Origin of the sequence: Nitratifractor salsuginis DSM 16511 (genome assembly GCF_000186245.1) — a bacterium.
GTDB classification, from domain to species: domain Bacteria; phylum Campylobacterota; class Campylobacteria; order Campylobacterales; family Sulfurovaceae; genus Nitratifractor; species Nitratifractor salsuginis.
The window spans coordinates 716,429-732,762 of the sequence record NC_014935.1 but is presented as its reverse complement, the minus strand read 5'-3'; the positions used below and the strand labels follow the sequence as shown (position 1 = coordinate 732,762).

Genomic DNA, 16,334 nt, shown 5'->3' with positions numbered 1-16,334 from the left:
GACATCAAAGGCCGTAGAGTTTGCGAAAGAGGGCCATCCCTCCCATCGTCGCGGCGAGACAGAGGGTGACATTGAGCAGAATGTTCGCGAGTGCTTTGGCGGCCAACCCCTGATGCAGCATCAGCATCGTCTCCAGAGAGAAGGTGGAGAAGGTGGTCAATGCCCCCAGCATTCCCGTCACCAGAAGCGCTTTTTGATAGGGGGCGATGGTCTGTTCGAAATAGAGGTAGAGGAAGCCGATGATGAAGCTTCCCAACACATTGACAGTAAGCGTACCGTAGGGAAAACCGGCACCGACGATTTTGTGTACTCCCGTAGCGATGAGAAAGCGGGCCGTCGCACCGATCGCACCTCCCAGTGCCACAGCCAGAATCATTTGAAAGCCCATAATCAATTCCTGTCGTAGACAGCGTTCTTATAGCGGAGGACCTCCACATCACAGAGGGTCACCAACCCCTCTCCGATCATCGTGTCGTATTTATCCAGGAAAGCCTGGATCCGTTCCTCATCTTCGATCACTTCAATGATCACCGGAAGCTTCTGGGCCAGAGCCCAGATCTCGAAGGTGTGCAGCTCCGTATGGGCACCGATCCCGGCAGCCCCTTTGAAGACCGTTGCGCCGGCCATCCCTTCGTCCTTGACCCGGCGGAGCAATTGCTGCCAGAGCGGCTTGCCCTCGTAGGTATCCGAATTGTCCAGGTAGATCCGCATCACCTTTTTCTTACCGAGATATCTTTTCATCTAAGGCTCCTTCCAGAAGGTGTTCCAGGGATCATTGATCCTCGAAGATCACCAGATCGTATCGGCTCTTGCGAACCACCGCTTTGCCGGCGGGGACTACACCGTTTCGGTTGACTTTGCTCAACTCTTCGCGGAGATACTCCAACTCCTGCTCCATCTTCTCCATCTGCTCTTTGAGCCGGAGAATGACGTCGACTCCGGCCAGATTGACCCCCATATCCCGGGTCAGGCGCAGGATCATCTTCATCCGGTCGATATCCCGCTGGGAGTAGAGGCGCATCCGCCCCTGCGTACGGGCGGGCTGGATCAAACCGTCCCGCTCGTACTGACGCAGGGTCTGGGGATGGATATTGAGCATATTGGCCACCACGCTGATCAAATAGACCGGCTCGTCATAACTGTGCATCGTTCACCTCCTTAGGCTTCAGGCAACTTCTCTTCGCATATTTTCTTCAGATCCTCCGGCAATGAATCCACATCCGGAAGGACGACGTTGGCCACCAGGTAGAGGTCTCCCCGCTTTCCGGTTTTGCGATCGGGAATCCCCATCTCTCTGAGGCGGAACTTCTGGCCGTTTTTGGTGTTTTTCGGGATCTTGAGCGTCACCTCTTTCTCCGGGGTCTGAACCTTGATCTTCCCGCCGAAGAGGGCATATTTGAGGGGGACATCGATCTTTTTGTAGAGGTCGTTGCCTTTACGCTCATACTCGGTGGAGGGAGCCACATCTACGGTGATCAGCAGATCGCCCCGCCGCCCCTGCCAACTGCGGCCCTTGCCGCGTACACGCAGGGTTTCTCCGCTCTTGATCCCCGCCGGAATCTTGATATCGAAGCTCTCTCCCTCTGAAGTGGTGATATGGTGTTTCCCGCCGGTAATGGAGACGTTGAAGGGGACGGTGATCCGTGCCCGCGTATCCAGATCGGGCTGGCCGTAGCCTCCGAACCCGCCGGCTCCGCCATAACTGCTTCGGCTGCTGCGGAAACCTCCGCCGCCAAACCCGCCGGCTCCGCCGAACATCGCCCGCAGGATCTCTTCGAGATCCACTTCGCCTCCCTGGCTGCGGGCGAAATCACTGAAGTTCTGTCCACCGAACATCTGGTCGCCGAACTGGTCGTATTTGGCCTTCTTCTCGGGATCGCTCAAAACTTCATAAGCGGCATTGATCTCTTTGAATTTTTCCTGAGCTTCCGGATCTTTGTTGATATCCGGATGGTATTTCCTCGCCAGTTTCCTATAAGCTTTTTTGATCTCTTCGGGTGTAGCGTTTTCACTGACACCCAATGTTTCATATAGACTCTTCGCCATTTACCTGCTCCTTGAAGCCCGGTCTTTTCGCACTCTTTTCGACAGGGCTCTTCTAATTTTTAGACTATTATATCAAAATACTTTAGTCTATGTCAATCAATCTTATCAATGCAGGAAATGACGGACCCCGGTGAAATAGAGTGCAATCCCATGCTCGTTGGCCGCCTGGATCACTTCATCGTCGCGGATGCTTCCCCCCGGTTCGATAATCGCACGGACTCCCGCCTCAGCCGCGGCATCCACACTGTCTCTAAAGGGGAAGAAGGCTTCACTGGCCATTGCAGCCCCGCTGACATCCAGACCCACCTCTTTGGCTTTCTTCAGGGCACACTGGGCGGCATCAACCCGGGAAGTCATCCCCATTCCTACAGCGACCATTGCGGAGTCTTTGACATAGACGACACAGTTGGACTTGGTCAGGCCAGCAACCTTCCAGGCAATCTCCAGATCCTTCATCTCCTGGGGAGTCGCTACTGTCTCGCTCATCTGTTTGGCCTGTTTGACCTCGTTGTCGCAAATACAATCCGCCGTCTGGTAGACGAAGCCTCCCTCGATATGTTTGAAATCATGCCGGTCTCCGGCGATGTGCAGGCGATCGCTCTTCTGGGAAAAGAGTTTGATCCGCTTTTTGGGAGCGAAGACCTCTACCGCTTCGGGAGTGAAATCAGCCGCGATAATCACTTCGAGGAAGATCTCGTTCATCTTCTCGGCCAGTTCCTTATCCACAGTTCCGTTGACGGCGACCACTCCGCCGAAAGCGCTGATGGGATCACATTTGAGCGCTTCGGTGTAGCTCTCGAGCAGATCGGATTTGATGGCGAATCCACAGGGGTTGCCGTGCTTGACGATACAAACGGCCGGCTCGTCACCGAAAGAGGAAGCGATCTTTACCGCTCCGTTGATATCGGTCAGGTTGTTGAAGCTCGCCTCCCCTTTGAGGGTATGGAAATTTTTGGTGAAAAAATCCCCGAATTCATAGAGTGCTCCCTGCTGATGGGGGTTCTCACCGTAGCGGGTATCAAAGACTTTTTTGCCGGAAATGAACTGATAACGCCCGAAGCCTTCGTTGAAACGCTGGTTCATATAGTTGGCGATCATCGCATCGTAGGCCGCGGTATGCTCGAAGGCCTTGATCATCAGATCGCGACGGAAGGCCAGATCGTCCTTCCCCTCACGCAGTGCCTCGAGGACAGGTGCATAGTCCGCCGCATCGGTCACGATCAGCACATCCTGGAAGTTCTTGGCCGCGGATCGAACCATCGTGGGGCCGCCGATATCGATGTTTTCGATGATCTCGTCAAAGTCATCGGTCCGTTCGATCGTCTCTTTGAAGGGATAGAGATTGACACAGACCAGGTCGATCCCCGTAATTCCGAGTTCTTCGGCCTGCTTCCGATGGCCCTCGTCTCCACGCTTGTAGAGAATTCCCCCGTGGACATAGGGGTTGAGTGTCTTGACCCGCCCTTCGAAACACTCGGGGAATTTGGTCACTTCGTCGATTTCTGTTACCGGAATTCCCGCCTCTTTGAGCGTCCGATAGGTACCCCCCGTCGAAACGATCTCCCATCCCATATCGGCCAAACCCTTGGCAAACTCTACAATTCCGCTTTTGTCACTTACGCTCAACAAGGCACGCATAGTCATCCTTATGAATATTTGGGACTAATTATATCCCAGGAGGGGTAAAAGAGGCGAAAGTTAAAGGCCCAGAGTCTATAATCGTTCAAAAAAGAGAGGCAAGCATTATGATCATTATCCCGGCACGTATCGGCTCATCCCGCTTTCCCAGTAAGGTCCTGGCAGATATTCTTGGGGTCCCTATGGTCATTCGCACCGCCCAGGCAGTCGCCCCACTGGATGCGGTTACCATCGCGACAGACAGCGTGGAAGTACTCGAGCTTGCGGAGGAATACGGGATCCGAGCCGTCATGACCTCGACGGAACACCAATCCGGAACCGACAGGATCTTTGAAGCGGCTACTATTCTCGAACTGCCCGATGACGAAATCATCATCAATGTCCAGGCCGATGAACCCTTTATCGAAGAAGAGGTGGTGGAAAAGGTTTATCAACTCACCCGTCAAAACGCTTCCGATCCTTCCATCCTGGCCTGCAGTGCCTACAAGATCGTCAGCAATCCCGAAGCCGACGATCCCAATCTGGTGAAAGTAGTCACCGACGATCACGACATAGCACTCTATTTTTCACGGGCCAAGATCCCCTACCCCCGCGATCACCACTTCGATACCTATAAAGGCCATCTGGGTCTCTATGGCTATACCATGGCATCGCTCAAGACATTTTGCGAGCTGGAACCGGCGAAGCTCGAAGAGGTGGAGAAGCTGGAGCAGTTACGCATTCTGGCCCACGGATATCGGGTGGCGATGGTGAAGGTCGAAACGGAGAGCTTCGGCATCGATATGCCTGAAGATTTGCAGAAGGTGATGAAGAAACACCTCTTGTAAAGAGGATATCGGTAAATAATGAGCCGAGCTCTCAACGCTCCAGGCTCTACGCTCTCTTAGGGCGCGTTTTTGACGGCGCGGCCCAGATCCCACATCGGCAGGAAAATTCCCAGAGCCATCAAGAGGACCAATCCCGCGATAAAGAAAAGCATAATCGGTTCGATATAGCTGGAGAGGTTGTCGATGATATCCTGGAAACGCATATTGTAATAGTCGGTCACTTTCTGCAACATTTTGTCCAACTGACCACTCGCTTCTCCCGCTTTGATCATCTGAAGCAGCATATTCTCAAACAATCCGGTCTGTTCAAACGCTTCCGTCAGGCTCATACCCCGTCCGATGTTGGCATTGACCGTTTCCAGTTTTTCCCGTATATAATCATTGTTAACCATATTGACCGCGGTCTGAAGGGCTTCGGAGACCGGGATTCCGGCTCGTACCAGCTCACCGAAGACCAACGTATAGTTATACATCGATGAAAGGAAAATGACCCGGTTGATGAGATAGAACTTTGGATGGACCATCAGCTTGTCCATCTGAAATTTAAACTTATTATTGTTTTTATACATAAAAATCAGAGCATAGATGCCTACGGCCAGAGTAATAAGTATATAGGGCCCGTAATGGCTAAAGGCATACTCCAACGAAAGCAGGATCTTCGTGGGGACGGGAAGTTCCGCATGGAATTCCTCGAAGATGGCGCGGAATTTGGGAACGACCAACATGATCAAAATGACAAAGGCGATCGCCATAGCGGTCAAAGTGATCAAAGGATAGCGCAACGCTTTTTTGAACTTGGCGGTATTGTCCCGAATATTTTCCAGAATATCGGCGAGTTTGTGATAGGATTCCGGGAAATTCCCTGTTTTTTCACCGAGGTTGGTCATAGCGATCGCTACATGACCAAACTCTTCGGAATATGGCTTGATGGCCTGGGACATGCTTTTTCCCGCATTGATGTCCGCCGCAATGTTATGATAGATTTCCCGAAGACGTTTATTGCTCGTGTTGGCCGCCACGTCTTCCAACGTATCGTGAATCGGAATCCCTGCATCGGTCATAACGGCAATTTGACGGATCGTTGCAATCTTGTCATCAATTTTGATCTTGCCCTTGGTATAGCGCTGAAGATCCTTACCGATCTTCTTGAAAACTTCCTCGATGGGGGCTGCTGTCTCTACCGTTTGGACGACAACGGCACGGGGAAATTCCCGCTTCGCCTTAGCTGCAGCCGCCCGCTTATTGGGGGCTTCATAGACTTTCGTCGTTCGATGCCCACGCTCCATTAATGTTACTTTGAAATACATATCACAACCTCGCTACCCTGAAGATCTCGGCCACCGTTGTCTCACCGGCCAATGCCTTATTGATCCCATCTTCGAACATAGTAATAAATCCTTCCTTCATTGCCTGTTCCGTCAATTGCTCTTTGGAGGCATTGGCTGCGATCATCCGTGAGAGTTTATCACTGATCGGCAGAACTTCAGAGATCATCTCCCGTCCGAGATAACCGGTATTGTTACACTCTTTGCAACCCGCTCCATGATAGAAAACAGGACGATCTGTTTTAATATAAGGACGGATCTCTTCCATAACATGAGGAGTCAGCACTTCTGTCGTTTTACAATAAGGACAAATTTTCCGCACCAATCGTTGTGCCTGGATTGCGACCAAAGCTCCACTGACCAGATAACTTTCAATTCCCATATCAATAATACGGGTTACGGCGCTGATGGCATCATTAGTGTGAAGGGTCGAAAGAACGAGGTGGCCCGTGAGTGCCGCCTGAATGGCAATCCGCAGTGTCTCGGTATCCCGGATCTCACCGATCATAATCTTGTCCGGGTCCTGCCGCAAAATAGAGCGAAGAGCCGAGGCAAAAGTCAATCCGGCATGAGGATTGACCTGGACCTGCTGAATCCCCGGCATCTGATATTCCACCGGATCTTCGACCGTAATGATCTTGTCTTTGACATCCTTAATAGCATTCAATGCACCGTAAAGTGTCGTCGTTTTACCACTTCCGGTAGGTCCAGTCACCAAAACGATTCCATAGGGAACCTTGATGGCTTCCGTGAAACGGTTATAGCAGAATTCACTCATCCCCGCCTCTTCAAGTTTGACAAGGACTTTGCTTTTATCCAGGATCCTCAGGACGATAGACTCCCCCAAGAGTGTGGGCAGTGTCGAAACCCGGAAATCAAATTCCCGCCCAGATACCTGGGTGGTGATCCTTCCATCCTGCGGTTTTCTTTTTTCAGCGATGTCAAGATTCGCCAATAGTTTGATTCGGGAAGCTAGAGGGCTAAAGATATCTTTATCGAAAATGAAGGATTGCGTGAGCATCCCGTCAATACGGTCCCGGACAACACAGCTTTTCTCTGTCGCTTCAATATGAATATCGCTGGCCCGATTGATTACGGCATTTTTGAAGATAAGATCGATCAACTTGAGAACGGCTGGAGATTCTCCCTCTTCCTTCTCCCCGCCCCCATCTTTCAGATCGCGACGGATCTCATCGATATATTCCTTGAGGCTTTCACTTACCTCCATACGCTGGAGGACCTCTTCAATCTTTCGGGGAAGTGATGTCCCTACCTGAATCGGCTTTCTTGGAAAGAGTCTCTGCAATGCATCCTGAGCCCCCATATCCAGGGGATCTTCAAAGACGATCAATATCCCCAAATCATTCTCTTCTACCGGGATAGCGTGGTAACGCAAAAGCTGGTTATAAGGGACTCTACTGAAAAGCTCTACGTCGATCTCTTTTTCATCGAGATCGACGTATTGGACGTGAAGTTCCTCGGCAACCCGTCGGATGATAGGTTCAATTTTCAATCCTTCATCTTCCAGAGCTCTGAGCTGAAAAAAGGAGATATCTCCCGTACGAACTTTTCTTGCCACATACTCTTCTAGTCTCTGCAGATCAATGACATTTTCACTGATCATATTTGCCAACGTAATTTTCAGAGGAGGCCTGCGACGAACAAGTTTGGCGACATCCCCTTTCGATACAATACCGTCTCTAATTAACTGCTCGGTAAGTTTAGCCATCATATTTTCCATGATATTTTCCTCTCTCCGTGCATTTTTCTATAGAAACGGCTTTTCAAAATTCTCTACCTTTTCTAATATCGTCAATGACCATCTTAACATGTAATGAGCCTGTTTGATCATAATAAGCCTGCAAAATACGTAATGCTGCAGCACGATGCCCCTGCTTGGCTTTCGATTTCGCATAGAGGATCCAACTCTCTTCCTGAGTGCTGTCGATCGTATTTGCCTGCATCGCCCATTTTTCAGCTTTGCGATACTGGTGCTTACTGTAATAATATTTCGCTAAATAAATCGTATCGTCATATTCTCTAGTATAGGGAAATCGGGCTTCAATCTCTTTAATGACTTGAGTACTCTTGGCATCATGGACTTCTAAATTTATTTTCTTTTTGGAAGGAATACCAACATTTTTTTCAACCTTTCCACTTTTATCACTGACTTGGATCAGCATATTGGTATGAGTTTTTTTCGCCTGTGATTCAACAGACGCATTTGCCAAAATCGCCTGTTGTTTTGGAGATGGAGCAGAGGTAGTCTTTTTATTTTTATTCACTGTATTTGACACCCCGGCTGAAACCTCAATGCTCTTATTGGAAACTTTGGGACCATTGCTGACAGCGTGTTCGGTATTAATACTGTAGTAATAAATAGCCATAGGAGCCGTTGTAATAACAATGATCAATAAACTCCATCCAGCGATTCTGATCATTCGCTTACGACGGTATTTCTGCCATTTACGTTCCAATGATTCAATATCATACATCGATCAATCCTGACCTGATTGCCGCCATCTCAATAATTTTCATTGGTAGCTGATTATGCGGGATTTTTTTGGGATTGTGACGATCGTAATAATCGGCGATATCAAACGTAGTATATAGCAGCTTATTGCATTCCCGGAAATTCCCCTTCGTCAGCCGATGGATCAACTTGAAATGGCGATCCTTGAATTGGTCGGCAAGTGCCATTTGGTTATGTTTGATCAACCTTTTGTAAATATAGGCCCGCAACTCGTCTCGATCAGCGTTTTTCAACTCAATCGTCTCCCATATTCTCGATTGAAAATGTTTTCTGGCAATGACATCTTCATCGACAGTTTTATGTAATGAGATAACAAATTTGATACTTCCCGTATCTGAAAGAATACGTACCTCTTCCAACATCTCCGTAGGATACATCTGTGCTTCATCCAGTAAAATGATAACACGACGATCTTCTTTGACCTTTTTTGCATATTCGACAAAAGTTTCCAAATTGATCGTCGAACCGGATGGCATCCTTTGGCCGGTGAAAATATAAAAAAGCTTTTCGTAGAATTCTCGACGTGTACCGGAAGGCGTATCGATGAGATGAAGGTCCATCTGATGCTTGAGTTGCGAGTAAAGTCGGGAAAGAAGCATCGTTTTGCCCGTTCCCGGTTCGCCAAAGAGAAGAACGAGTTTCGAAGATTTATTCAAACTTTGTTCCAGTTGAAGATAAGCCTTCGTGCTGCTCTCCAACTCTATATATTCATCTGCCACAACCTCATCGATGAATACTTTTTTTGCTTCTTCAAACCTATGCTTCATCTCAGATTTCTATAACCAAGATCTTTCAAGGTAACATTTCTATTATTGCGTATGATGTGAGGTGTGATGATCAGCACCAGTTCATCCGTATAATCGATTTTCTGTTCCTTTTTAAAAGCATATCCCAAAATGGGTATATTTTCCAAAACAGGAAGGCCCTCTTCTTTGGTTCCATGCCCTCTTGTGATCAATCCACCCAATATAGCATGGTCACCATCTTTTATCTTGATAACAGATGCTATCTGTCTTCTTTTGATATCCGGGGGCATAGTCCGTACACCTTGCAGATTCTTGGCATCCTCTTCATTAGCCAGTGCAGTAATGGATGGATTGATTTTCAAAGTGATCATTCCACGTTCATCAACCTCCGGAGTAATATCCAGTAGAATACCGGCAAAAACCGATTTTACTTCTTCGTTTTCTGAAGTTGCCGTATCTGAACCTCCCACTTTATTTGTGGTTGTCAATTTATAATAAATCTCTTGACCGACACTGATCATAGCCGGTTGGTTGTTTAGGGTCATAACACGAGGACTCGAAACAACGGTTACATCTCCCTGGGTCTTGAGGAATTTCAAAACTTCGGTCAAATCACCACTGAAGGTAAAGCTGATACCGCCACCAGGCAAGTAGTCACCAATATCACTTCCGTCTTTAAGAGAGACGTTATGAGTAACGGAATTTGTAGTTCCGTGAGTGACATCTCCGGTAAATCTTATCGAAGTATTAAAAATTTTATTCCAATCGATACCGTAAGAGTGATTATTGTTTATTCTTACATCGATAATACGGACATCGATCATTACTTCGGTCTTAAGTTGATGTGTAAGGGCTGCGAGATAACGACTGACTCTCTCAACCTGTCGGGCAGTACCTGTTACGGTAATCATTCCGGCTTCAGGATTGACCACCGGCTCCAGAGGATTATATTCCCATTTTTGACCATCCGGCCCAATCCACTCATCGCCCACCTTCGTAAAATGAACACTTCCATCTCCTGCAGTATTCAAGATATGGTGTATTTCATTTTTCACTGTCGACCAGAATTGAAACTCTTGATTTGTTTCTATGGAAATCGTAGATCCACCAGGTGTCTTATCGTTCGAATCAATATTTGAGTTGCCACCTGCAACTTGAACATTGGCATTACTTGTCCCCTTCCTCTGTCCTGTAACATAATGCACTTTGAATGTACGTGTAACAAGATAGGATATTGAGAGTTTGTTTCCTTTAAGAGTATAACTCAGATCATTATCCTTCAATAACGTGTCCAAGAAACTTTTTAATGAAGCGTTATTCAGCTTTACATAATAAAGTTTCTTATTTAACCGTTGTCGGGCTCCTGCATCTTTAACCACAACTGTCAATCCACAAGTTTCGGCCAGGTTGTCTATTGCATCTGCAATGCTGAGACTATTATTAATAGTAACGGTAAACAACTTGTCCATACACCCTTTTGCAGACACGACATTCACAAAGATCCCTGAAAGCATAAATGCCAAAAAAGAATTTCTTAATATTTTCGTGATCATCTCTTTTACCCCTCGGTGATTTGGAATTGTAGAATTTTTTTCGGCTTGGGAAGGAAAACCTCCACACTCCGGTTGGCTTTTTTCAGCACCACGTGATCCTCCGCTATGCTTTCTACTCTATATCCTTCAAGCACATCTCCGACTCTCACCCAATGATTGTTGATTAAAGCTTTGTCGTTCACAATTGCATCAAGGCTAAACTTAGCTTCTTGACGAACCGGTTTTAGAATTGGAGTGGCATTGACATCTTCTTGAACAAATGAAGCAAAAGGTGAAACGACTTTCTCAAAATCTACCTTGACCTTGCTCTGACGCTTCCCCTGAATCTGCTCGACCATGGCATCGATCCTCTTAACAGTGAGTTCAGCGTAGAGAGGATAGCAAAGTATTAAAATGGTCATTATTATACTTTTCATCTATTGACTCCCCAGACGGATACATTGAGATCTGCCACAATCTCTTTGGATTCTGGATCGACTTGTAGATCAGTGCTGTATACATCGGTTACGAGTTTGTTCTGTTCCAAGTCATTGATGAAAGACATAATACTTTGAAACTTCCCTTCACATTTGATTCCCATCTCCAAAACATGACCAAAGTTTTTCTTATCATTAATGTACTGATTGGTCAAATCCAAAATTTTCACGCCATTTGCGTGGGCTCTTTTTGTAATTGAATCGAGAAAAATCGACCAATTGTGACGATTGAAGAGAACTTCGGAGAGTTTTTGGAAACTTTTGTCCAGCAAAGCAATCCTCTCTTTATAATTCTTGATCGCTTTTTTCTTCTGAGCAATCTCTCTATCGAACTTCTTGATATAAAAATTCCTGTCTCCATTGACAGTAATCGAATGCAAATAGGTTTTTTCCTCGGCAATTTTCTTCTTGAGTTTCTTCTGGGTAAGAAGGCTGAATTTGTATCGATCCACAGCATAGGGAATTAGTTCAAGATAGACTATATAACCGATAACACTGGCGATAACTAGAATAATCAACCACTTCTCCGTTTCGCTTTTTTTGGAAAAGTATTGATCCATTTCCTCCATTTTGTCTTGTAAATAGCTCATTTGAAATCCACCTTTAGCACTCCTCTATAGAGTGAACTGTTTTCATCTGCGGATATATGCTCTATGTCGATCCTTTTGATTTCGGATGCATATTTATTCGTTACGTCCTTCACCAAACTGGTGATATTTCGATCACTGTTGGCAATAAGGGATACGGCAAAACGATCGTTGTGACTCATCATTTCGTCACTATTCAATCCATATTTTGAAAGCTCTTCAGCCAAAGCAGCCAACTGATTGGACTTGAGACGGTAATTTACCTTTTTATTGTAAACCGAAATCAGTGTTCTCTCTTTTCCTTCATAGATTCTCTTGAGTTGGGCAATCTGACTATCCAGGTGTTTCATTTCAGCCTTTTTCTTACCGAGAATCGCTTTGTATTTCGAAACTTCGGTATCCAACTGCTTCTCTTCTTTGGTCAACTGATAATTTTTGAGATCAAGAATATAGGATCCCACCAAATAATAGACGGGATAAGCCGATGCCAAAAGGATTCCTGCAATAAGGCTCAGGATAAATTGCCCACTCGCACGTTTATAGAATACCGGAGGACGTGGATTTTGAGTGAAGTTGACGATGCTTTCCGGATCTTCCAAATATCTTTTGGCCGTATCGGCAAGCATATAATGATATTGATCTACATACCATTCATCACTTTTAACCTTGAAATCGAAAAGAAAAGGCCTTGAGTATAGTCCCAAGTAATTCTGAGCATACTCATCAACCCCACTGATCGGCCCCAATTCACTACCGATATACATAACATCGATCACATCGACTTTATAGGCACGCTTCGTATAAATAACGATATCGTTGATGGTAATGAAAATTTCATTGAAGAGCTTACTCAGATTCTGTTGAAACTCCAAATGAGTGGTTTTTACGCCTTCTTTTTGGAAAATACGGAAGAATTGTTTCTCATCAACTGTTTTTCCAGCAATTTCACAATAACGGTCATAAATCTGTTTAAGCGAATACTGTACCGACTTGCTATAGAGGTACTCTCCATTCCGATAGAAGGTCAGTGTTGTATCGTAATGGGTAAAATAGAGAAAACAATGAACTTTTTTATTTTCAAGCAGATTGCGATCGTATAATGATTGATAAAGCAGTGGTGCCGGGACGATCAAATCAACATATTTGATCGTTTGGCGCAAATTCTCAAAAAGCTCCTCATATCGAACACGCTCGAGAATAAAAACCTGAAAAACCCGGCCTTCGCCATCGCCTGCAATTTCTTGATATTGAAAAAGATATTCTGTCGCCGGATCCAAACCTAACTCATCGTACGCTTTGTCTTCCAAAGCGCCGGGAACATCCTCATCCTCGATGTTCCGGCTGATGGATAACGGCGCAATAATCAGATCTTTGTTGGCGATGAAGGTTGTATAGTAGTTGTGGCTTTTAAACTGCAACTTCTCCAGCGGACGCATCACATCCGATTTGAAGATATAGGAGCGATGATTGTAGTTATCGATCGTCACTATGGACTGAAACGATTTCTCTTTATTCTTTCCCATCGTGCTTTTCCTTCCGTTCCCTTACCCTGATTGTATATGTTATAATATTAAAATAACCTTATTAACTTTCTATTTATACTGTGGAAAAGACCAATCGATCAAAAAACATACCCAATCTCTTCCAAACTCTTTTTGTTTTTGCTCCATCCTTTGCGAACAACTACGTGCAAATCCAAATAAATCTTTTTCCCTGAAAACTCTTCCATCAACTTTCGGGCATAGGCCCCTACCCGTTTGATACTTTCAGCTCTGTTGCCGATAATCATACGCTTCTGGGTCTCTTTTTCAGTGACGATAGTGGCGTAGACACGGTCGATTAACTCTTCCTCTTCGATGCGATCGATCACGACATCGCTTTCATAGGGGATCTCATCGCTGAGTTTCTCGAACAGGGCTTCACGGATCAGTTCCCGGTAGATGTCCCGAATGTTTTCGGTCGTGAGGATCTCGGGATCGAAGAGCCAGGGGTGCTCGGGCAAATGCTTGACGATTTCGTCGAGAAGCTCCTCTCGGCCGATATTTTTCTTGACCGAATAGGGGATCAGCGCGACAAAGTGCTCCTGAAACTTTTGATATTCGGCGATTTTGGACAGGATTTTCTCATTGGAAGCCTGATCGATCTTGCTCAACACAACGATATGAGGCGTCTTCTTTTTCTCGATCCGCTTCAAAAAGCGCTCATACTCCGCCGTAGAATCACTCACCGGAGCGATGAAGAGGATTAGATCCGCATCACCGATGGCTTTGAGGGCCTCTTCCAACATGAACTTATTGAGGAGTTTCTCCTTCTCGTGCAAACCCGGAGTATCGACAAAGATGATCTGGGCATTGTCGTGCATAACGATAATGTTCATCCGTTTGCGGGTCGCCTGGGCCTTTTTGGAGACCATCGCAAGTTTTTCCCCTACCAAATGATTGAGCAGGGTGCTCTTGCCGGCATTGGGACGTCCGACTACGGCGACGAAACCCGCCTTCATAGGCTGCTCGTGATTCTGTTCTTGATTCATACGGAGATCTCTTTCAAATCGGCGATATTGAGGAAGGTTTTATAGATAGATGCGACCATCGCCTGCCGGTTGAGGCGTAGCTTCTCTTCCTCGGCATTGACCAGCACCGAATCGAAGAAGGCATCGAGCAGCGGTTTCAGGGCGAAGAGGGCTTGAAGTTCCTCTTGATAATCGCCATACTCACGTTCTCGGGTCCGACGGAAGGCTTCCCAGAGCTTTCGCTCCTCTTCGGCCTCGAAAAGCTCCGGATCGACCTCGAGCACTCCATCGAGATCCACCTCCGCAGAGATGTTGGCGACCCGTTTGAAGGTAGTGAAGAGTTCCCGTGCCCCCTCCTGCTCCAGGATCGCCCGCAGCGCAGCCACTTTCTTGGCGATCTCGTTGACGTCTCGCTCCCCCGTCGCCAAAACGGCGGCAATGATGGAGGGGTTGGCTTTGAGGGATTTGTAAATCCGCTCCAGGATGAAGGATTCGAGCTTCTCTTCATCGAAAGGAGCGTATTGATCAGCTAGAAGTTCCATCATCTTGGGAATGTCAAAGCTTAGATCGTAACGGGTCACGATTCGGATGATACCGTTGACCGCCCGGCGCAGAGCGAAGGGGTCCTTGGAACCAGTAGGGATCTTGCCCACGCTGAAAAGCCCCAACAGAGTATCGAGCTTGATCGCCATCGCCAGGATCGACGAAAAGATCGTTGAGGGAAGCTCTGCCCCCTCCCCTTCGGGGCGATACTGCTCTTTGATCGCCGTGCAGACCAGGGGGTCTTCTCCAAGCGCTTTGGCATAGTAGTAACCCATCAGCCCCTGCAGCTCGGTAAACTCGTAAACCATCTCCGTCAGCAGGTCGGCTTTGGCCAGAGTTACCGCCCGATCCATCAGCTCCTCGATCTCCAGAGCGCTACGGCCTGTCTCCTGCTCCAACTTATCCATATAGATCCCTGCAAGCCGCAGTGCGATGTTGCGTTCTCGATCCACCTTGTCCTTGAGAGTTCCCAGGCCGTCGATGAATTGGATCTTCTCCAAGCCTTCGATACTGAGTCCCCGTTTGAGGTCGTTGCGGTAGAAGAAGAGGGCATCTTCCAGGCGGGGGCGCAAAACCCGTTCGTTTCCGGCGATCACCTGGGAGTAATTTTCCGTCACCGCATTGCTCACAACGACGAAGTGGTTGGAGAGTCTCCCCTCCCCGTCAAAAACTGGAAAGTAGCGCTGATGCTCTTTCATCGAGGTCATGATCACTTCGGGGGGAAGCTCCAGGAACTTCTCGTCAAAGGTCCCAAGAAGCGCTTTGGGATGCTCCGTGATCGCTACGACCTCATCGAGAAGGGCACCGTCGCGTTCGATCTTCAAGCCGCTCTCCGCTTCGATGGTATCGAAATCCTCCAGGATGCTTCGGCGGCGCTCATCGGCGCGGAGTGTCACCTCTCCCTTTTGCAGGATCTCTTCGAATTTTGCAGGATCCGGAACCTCTACCGGGTCGAAGCTCACCATACGGTGGACAAAGGTCCGAGTCCCGGAGGCGACACCGAAGAGCTCCGCAGGCACCGACTCTTGCCCCAGACGTACCTGAAGCCAGCGAACCGGACGGATGAACTCATCGTGCCGATCACCCCAGCGCATCATCTTGCCGAAGTTCATCGAAGCGACCCACTCCCGGATCATCTCCGGCAGCAGATCCCGAGTCTGGGATCCGGGAACTTCCCTCCGATAATAGAGCACTTCCCGGTTTCCCTTATGCGTACGGTCGAGTTGTTCGAAAGCGACACCGCACTTCCGGGCGAATCCTTCTCCTGCAGGGGTAGGCTTGCCCTCTTTGATCGCGATCTCCACCGGGGGGCCTACCAGCTCCTCTACCCGATCTTCCTGGGCCAGGGGTATAGCATTGTGACGCAGGACCAGCCGTCTGGGGGTGTAATCGAAGCTGAAGTCCGAGGAGAGTTGATGCTCTTGAAGGACCTTCTTCCAGGAGGCTTCGATCCGGTCAAGTATCTTGAGCAGTGGAAGAGCGGGCAGCTCCTCCACTCCGATTTCGATCAATAGGGGTTGTGTACTCACGTGACGCTTCCTTGCTGCCCGA

The 16,334-nt window shown here is 47.7% G+C and carries 16 protein-coding genes; 1 reads left to right on the top strand and 15 read right to left on the bottom strand.

Annotated features, from left to right (window positions below):
• Positions 1-4 precede the first annotated feature (4 nt).
• The 5 genes from crcB to purH all read right to left on the bottom strand — a co-directional run bounded on the left by crcB (position 5) and on the right by purH (position 3,684).
• On the bottom strand, positions 5-388 hold the full coding sequence (gene crcB / locus NITSA_RS03685; RefSeq protein ID WP_013553687.1) for a fluoride efflux transporter CrcB: 384 nt from the start codon (positions 386-388) through the stop codon (positions 5-7).
• A gap of 2 nt (positions 389-390) precedes the next feature.
• The gene (locus tag NITSA_RS03680) at positions 391-741 is read right to left on the bottom strand and encodes a DUF190 domain-containing protein (RefSeq protein WP_013553686.1); all 351 of its coding nucleotides are present in this window, start codon (positions 739-741) and stop codon (positions 391-393) included.
• Between the two features lie 31 nt (positions 742-772).
• A complete protein-coding gene (locus NITSA_RS03675) occupies positions 773-1,147 on the bottom strand; it encodes a heat shock protein transcriptional repressor HspR (protein WP_013553685.1) in 375 nt (124 codons plus the stop codon).
• An 11-nt stretch (positions 1,148-1,158) separates the two neighbouring features.
• The gene (locus NITSA_RS03670; protein ID WP_013553684.1) at positions 1,159-2,046 is read right to left on the bottom strand and encodes a DnaJ family protein; all 888 of its coding nucleotides are present in this window, start codon (positions 2,044-2,046) and stop codon (positions 1,159-1,161) included.
• Between the two features lie 105 nt (positions 2,047-2,151).
• Positions 2,152-3,684 (bottom strand): bifunctional phosphoribosylaminoimidazolecarboxamide formyltransferase/IMP cyclohydrolase, encoded by a 1,533-nt coding sequence (gene purH, locus NITSA_RS03665; protein ID WP_013553683.1) that lies wholly within the window; start codon positions 3,682-3,684, stop codon positions 2,152-2,154.
• Positions 3,685-3,791: 107 nt separating this feature from the next.
• Between purH and kdsB the strand changes: the two genes are divergently transcribed.
• Positions 3,792-4,511, top strand: coding sequence for a 3-deoxy-manno-octulosonate cytidylyltransferase (gene kdsB / locus NITSA_RS03660; RefSeq protein ID WP_013553682.1), 720 nt, complete (start codon positions 3,792-3,794; stop codon positions 4,509-4,511).
• A 56-nt stretch (positions 4,512-4,567) separates the two neighbouring features.
• Here the strand turns inward: kdsB and NITSA_RS03655 are convergent, their stop codons facing one another.
• The 10 genes from NITSA_RS03655 to glyS form a co-directional block, all read right to left on the bottom strand.
• On the bottom strand, positions 4,568-5,818 hold the full coding sequence (locus NITSA_RS03655) for a type II secretion system F family protein (RefSeq protein ID WP_013553681.1): 1,251 nt from the start codon (positions 5,816-5,818) through the stop codon (positions 4,568-4,570).
• Between the two features lies 1 nt (position 5,819).
• Positions 5,820-7,577: a GspE/PulE family protein gene (locus NITSA_RS03650; RefSeq protein ID WP_013553680.1), complete on the bottom strand. Its 1,758-nt coding sequence runs from the start codon at positions 7,575-7,577 to the stop codon at positions 5,820-5,822.
• A gap of 43 nt (positions 7,578-7,620) precedes the next feature.
• Positions 7,621-8,331 (bottom strand): tetratricopeptide repeat protein, encoded by a 711-nt coding sequence (locus tag NITSA_RS03645; RefSeq protein WP_013553679.1) that lies wholly within the window; start codon positions 8,329-8,331, stop codon positions 7,621-7,623.
• A complete protein-coding gene (locus tag NITSA_RS03640) occupies positions 8,324-9,136 on the bottom strand; it encodes an ATP-binding protein (RefSeq protein ID WP_013553678.1) in 813 nt (270 codons plus the stop codon). Before NITSA_RS03640 ends, NITSA_RS03645 begins: the two co-directional genes overlap by 8 nt.
• On the bottom strand, positions 9,133-10,668 hold the full coding sequence (gene mshL, locus NITSA_RS03635; protein ID WP_013553677.1) for a pilus (MSHA type) biogenesis protein MshL: 1,536 nt from the start codon (positions 10,666-10,668) through the stop codon (positions 9,133-9,135). Before mshL ends, NITSA_RS03640 begins: the two co-directional genes overlap by 4 nt.
• A 5-nt stretch (positions 10,669-10,673) precedes the next feature.
• Positions 10,674-11,006: a hypothetical protein gene (locus NITSA_RS03630; protein WP_148224931.1), complete on the bottom strand. Its 333-nt coding sequence runs from the start codon at positions 11,004-11,006 to the stop codon at positions 10,674-10,676.
• A gap of 74 nt (positions 11,007-11,080) precedes the next feature.
• Entirely contained in the window at positions 11,081-11,734 is a 654-nt protein-coding gene (gene pilO, locus NITSA_RS03625) for a type 4a pilus biogenesis protein PilO (RefSeq protein WP_013553675.1), read from the bottom strand.
• Positions 11,731-13,254 carry a DNA topoisomerase IV subunit A family protein gene (locus tag NITSA_RS03620; RefSeq protein WP_013553674.1) on the bottom strand — a complete coding sequence of 508 codons (1,524 nt, stop codon included), beginning with the start codon at positions 13,252-13,254 and terminating at the stop codon, positions 11,731-11,733. The genes pilO and NITSA_RS03620 overlap by 4 nt, the downstream gene beginning before the upstream one ends.
• Positions 13,255-13,352: 98 nt before the next feature.
• Complete coding sequence (era, locus tag NITSA_RS03615) at positions 13,353-14,261, bottom strand: GTPase Era (protein ID WP_013553673.1); 909 nt, start codon at positions 14,259-14,261, stop codon at positions 13,353-13,355.
• Complete coding sequence (gene glyS, locus NITSA_RS03610; RefSeq protein ID WP_013553672.1) at positions 14,258-16,312, bottom strand: glycine--tRNA ligase subunit beta; 2,055 nt, start codon at positions 16,310-16,312, stop codon at positions 14,258-14,260. The genes era and glyS overlap by 4 nt, the downstream gene beginning before the upstream one ends.
• Positions 16,313-16,334 lie beyond the last annotated feature (22 nt).

Excerpts from the sequence above, each read along its gene's own strand:
- crcB (WP_013553687.1), bottom strand. The coding sequence starts at position 388 with ATGGGCTTTCAAATGATTCTGGCTGTGGCACTGGGAGGTGCGATCGGT.
- NITSA_RS03645 (WP_013553679.1), bottom strand. The coding sequence starts at position 8,331 with ATGTATGATATTGAATCATTGGAACGTAAATGGCAGAAATACCGTCGT.
- NITSA_RS03630 (WP_148224931.1), bottom strand. The coding sequence starts at position 11,006 with ATGGTCGAGCAGATTCAGGGGAAGCGTCAGAGCAAGGTCAAGGTAGAT.
- purH (WP_013553683.1), bottom strand. The coding sequence starts at position 3,684 with ATGCGTGCCTTGTTGAGCGTAAGTGACAAAAGCGGAATTGTAGAGTTT.
- NITSA_RS03650 (WP_013553680.1), bottom strand. The coding sequence starts at position 7,577 with ATGGAAAATATGATGGCTAAACTTACCGAGCAGTTAATTAGAGACGGT.
- NITSA_RS03680 (WP_013553686.1), bottom strand. The coding sequence starts at position 741 with ATGAAAAGATATCTCGGTAAGAAAAAGGTGATGCGGATCTACCTGGAC.
- pilO (WP_013553675.1), bottom strand. The coding sequence starts at position 11,734 with ATGAGCTATTTACAAGACAAAATGGAGGAAATGGATCAATACTTTTCC.
- NITSA_RS03675 (WP_013553685.1), bottom strand. The coding sequence starts at position 1,147 with ATGCACAGTTATGACGAGCCGGTCTATTTGATCAGCGTGGTGGCCAAT.
- era (WP_013553673.1), bottom strand. The coding sequence starts at position 14,261 with ATGAATCAAGAACAGAATCACGAGCAGCCTATGAAGGCGGGTTTCGTC.
- mshL (WP_013553677.1), bottom strand. The coding sequence starts at position 10,668 with ATGATCACGAAAATATTAAGAAATTCTTTTTTGGCATTTATGCTTTCA.
- NITSA_RS03640 (WP_013553678.1), bottom strand. The coding sequence starts at position 9,136 with ATGAAGCATAGGTTTGAAGAAGCAAAAAAAGTATTCATCGATGAGGTT.
- kdsB (WP_013553682.1), top strand. The coding sequence starts at position 3,792 with ATGATCATTATCCCGGCACGTATCGGCTCATCCCGCTTTCCCAGTAAG.
- NITSA_RS03670 (WP_013553684.1), bottom strand. The coding sequence starts at position 2,046 with ATGGCGAAGAGTCTATATGAAACATTGGGTGTCAGTGAAAACGCTACA.
- NITSA_RS03655 (WP_013553681.1), bottom strand. The coding sequence starts at position 5,818 with ATGTATTTCAAAGTAACATTAATGGAGCGTGGGCATCGAACGACGAAA.
- NITSA_RS03620 (WP_013553674.1), bottom strand. The coding sequence starts at position 13,254 with ATGGGAAAGAATAAAGAGAAATCGTTTCAGTCCATAGTGACGATCGAT.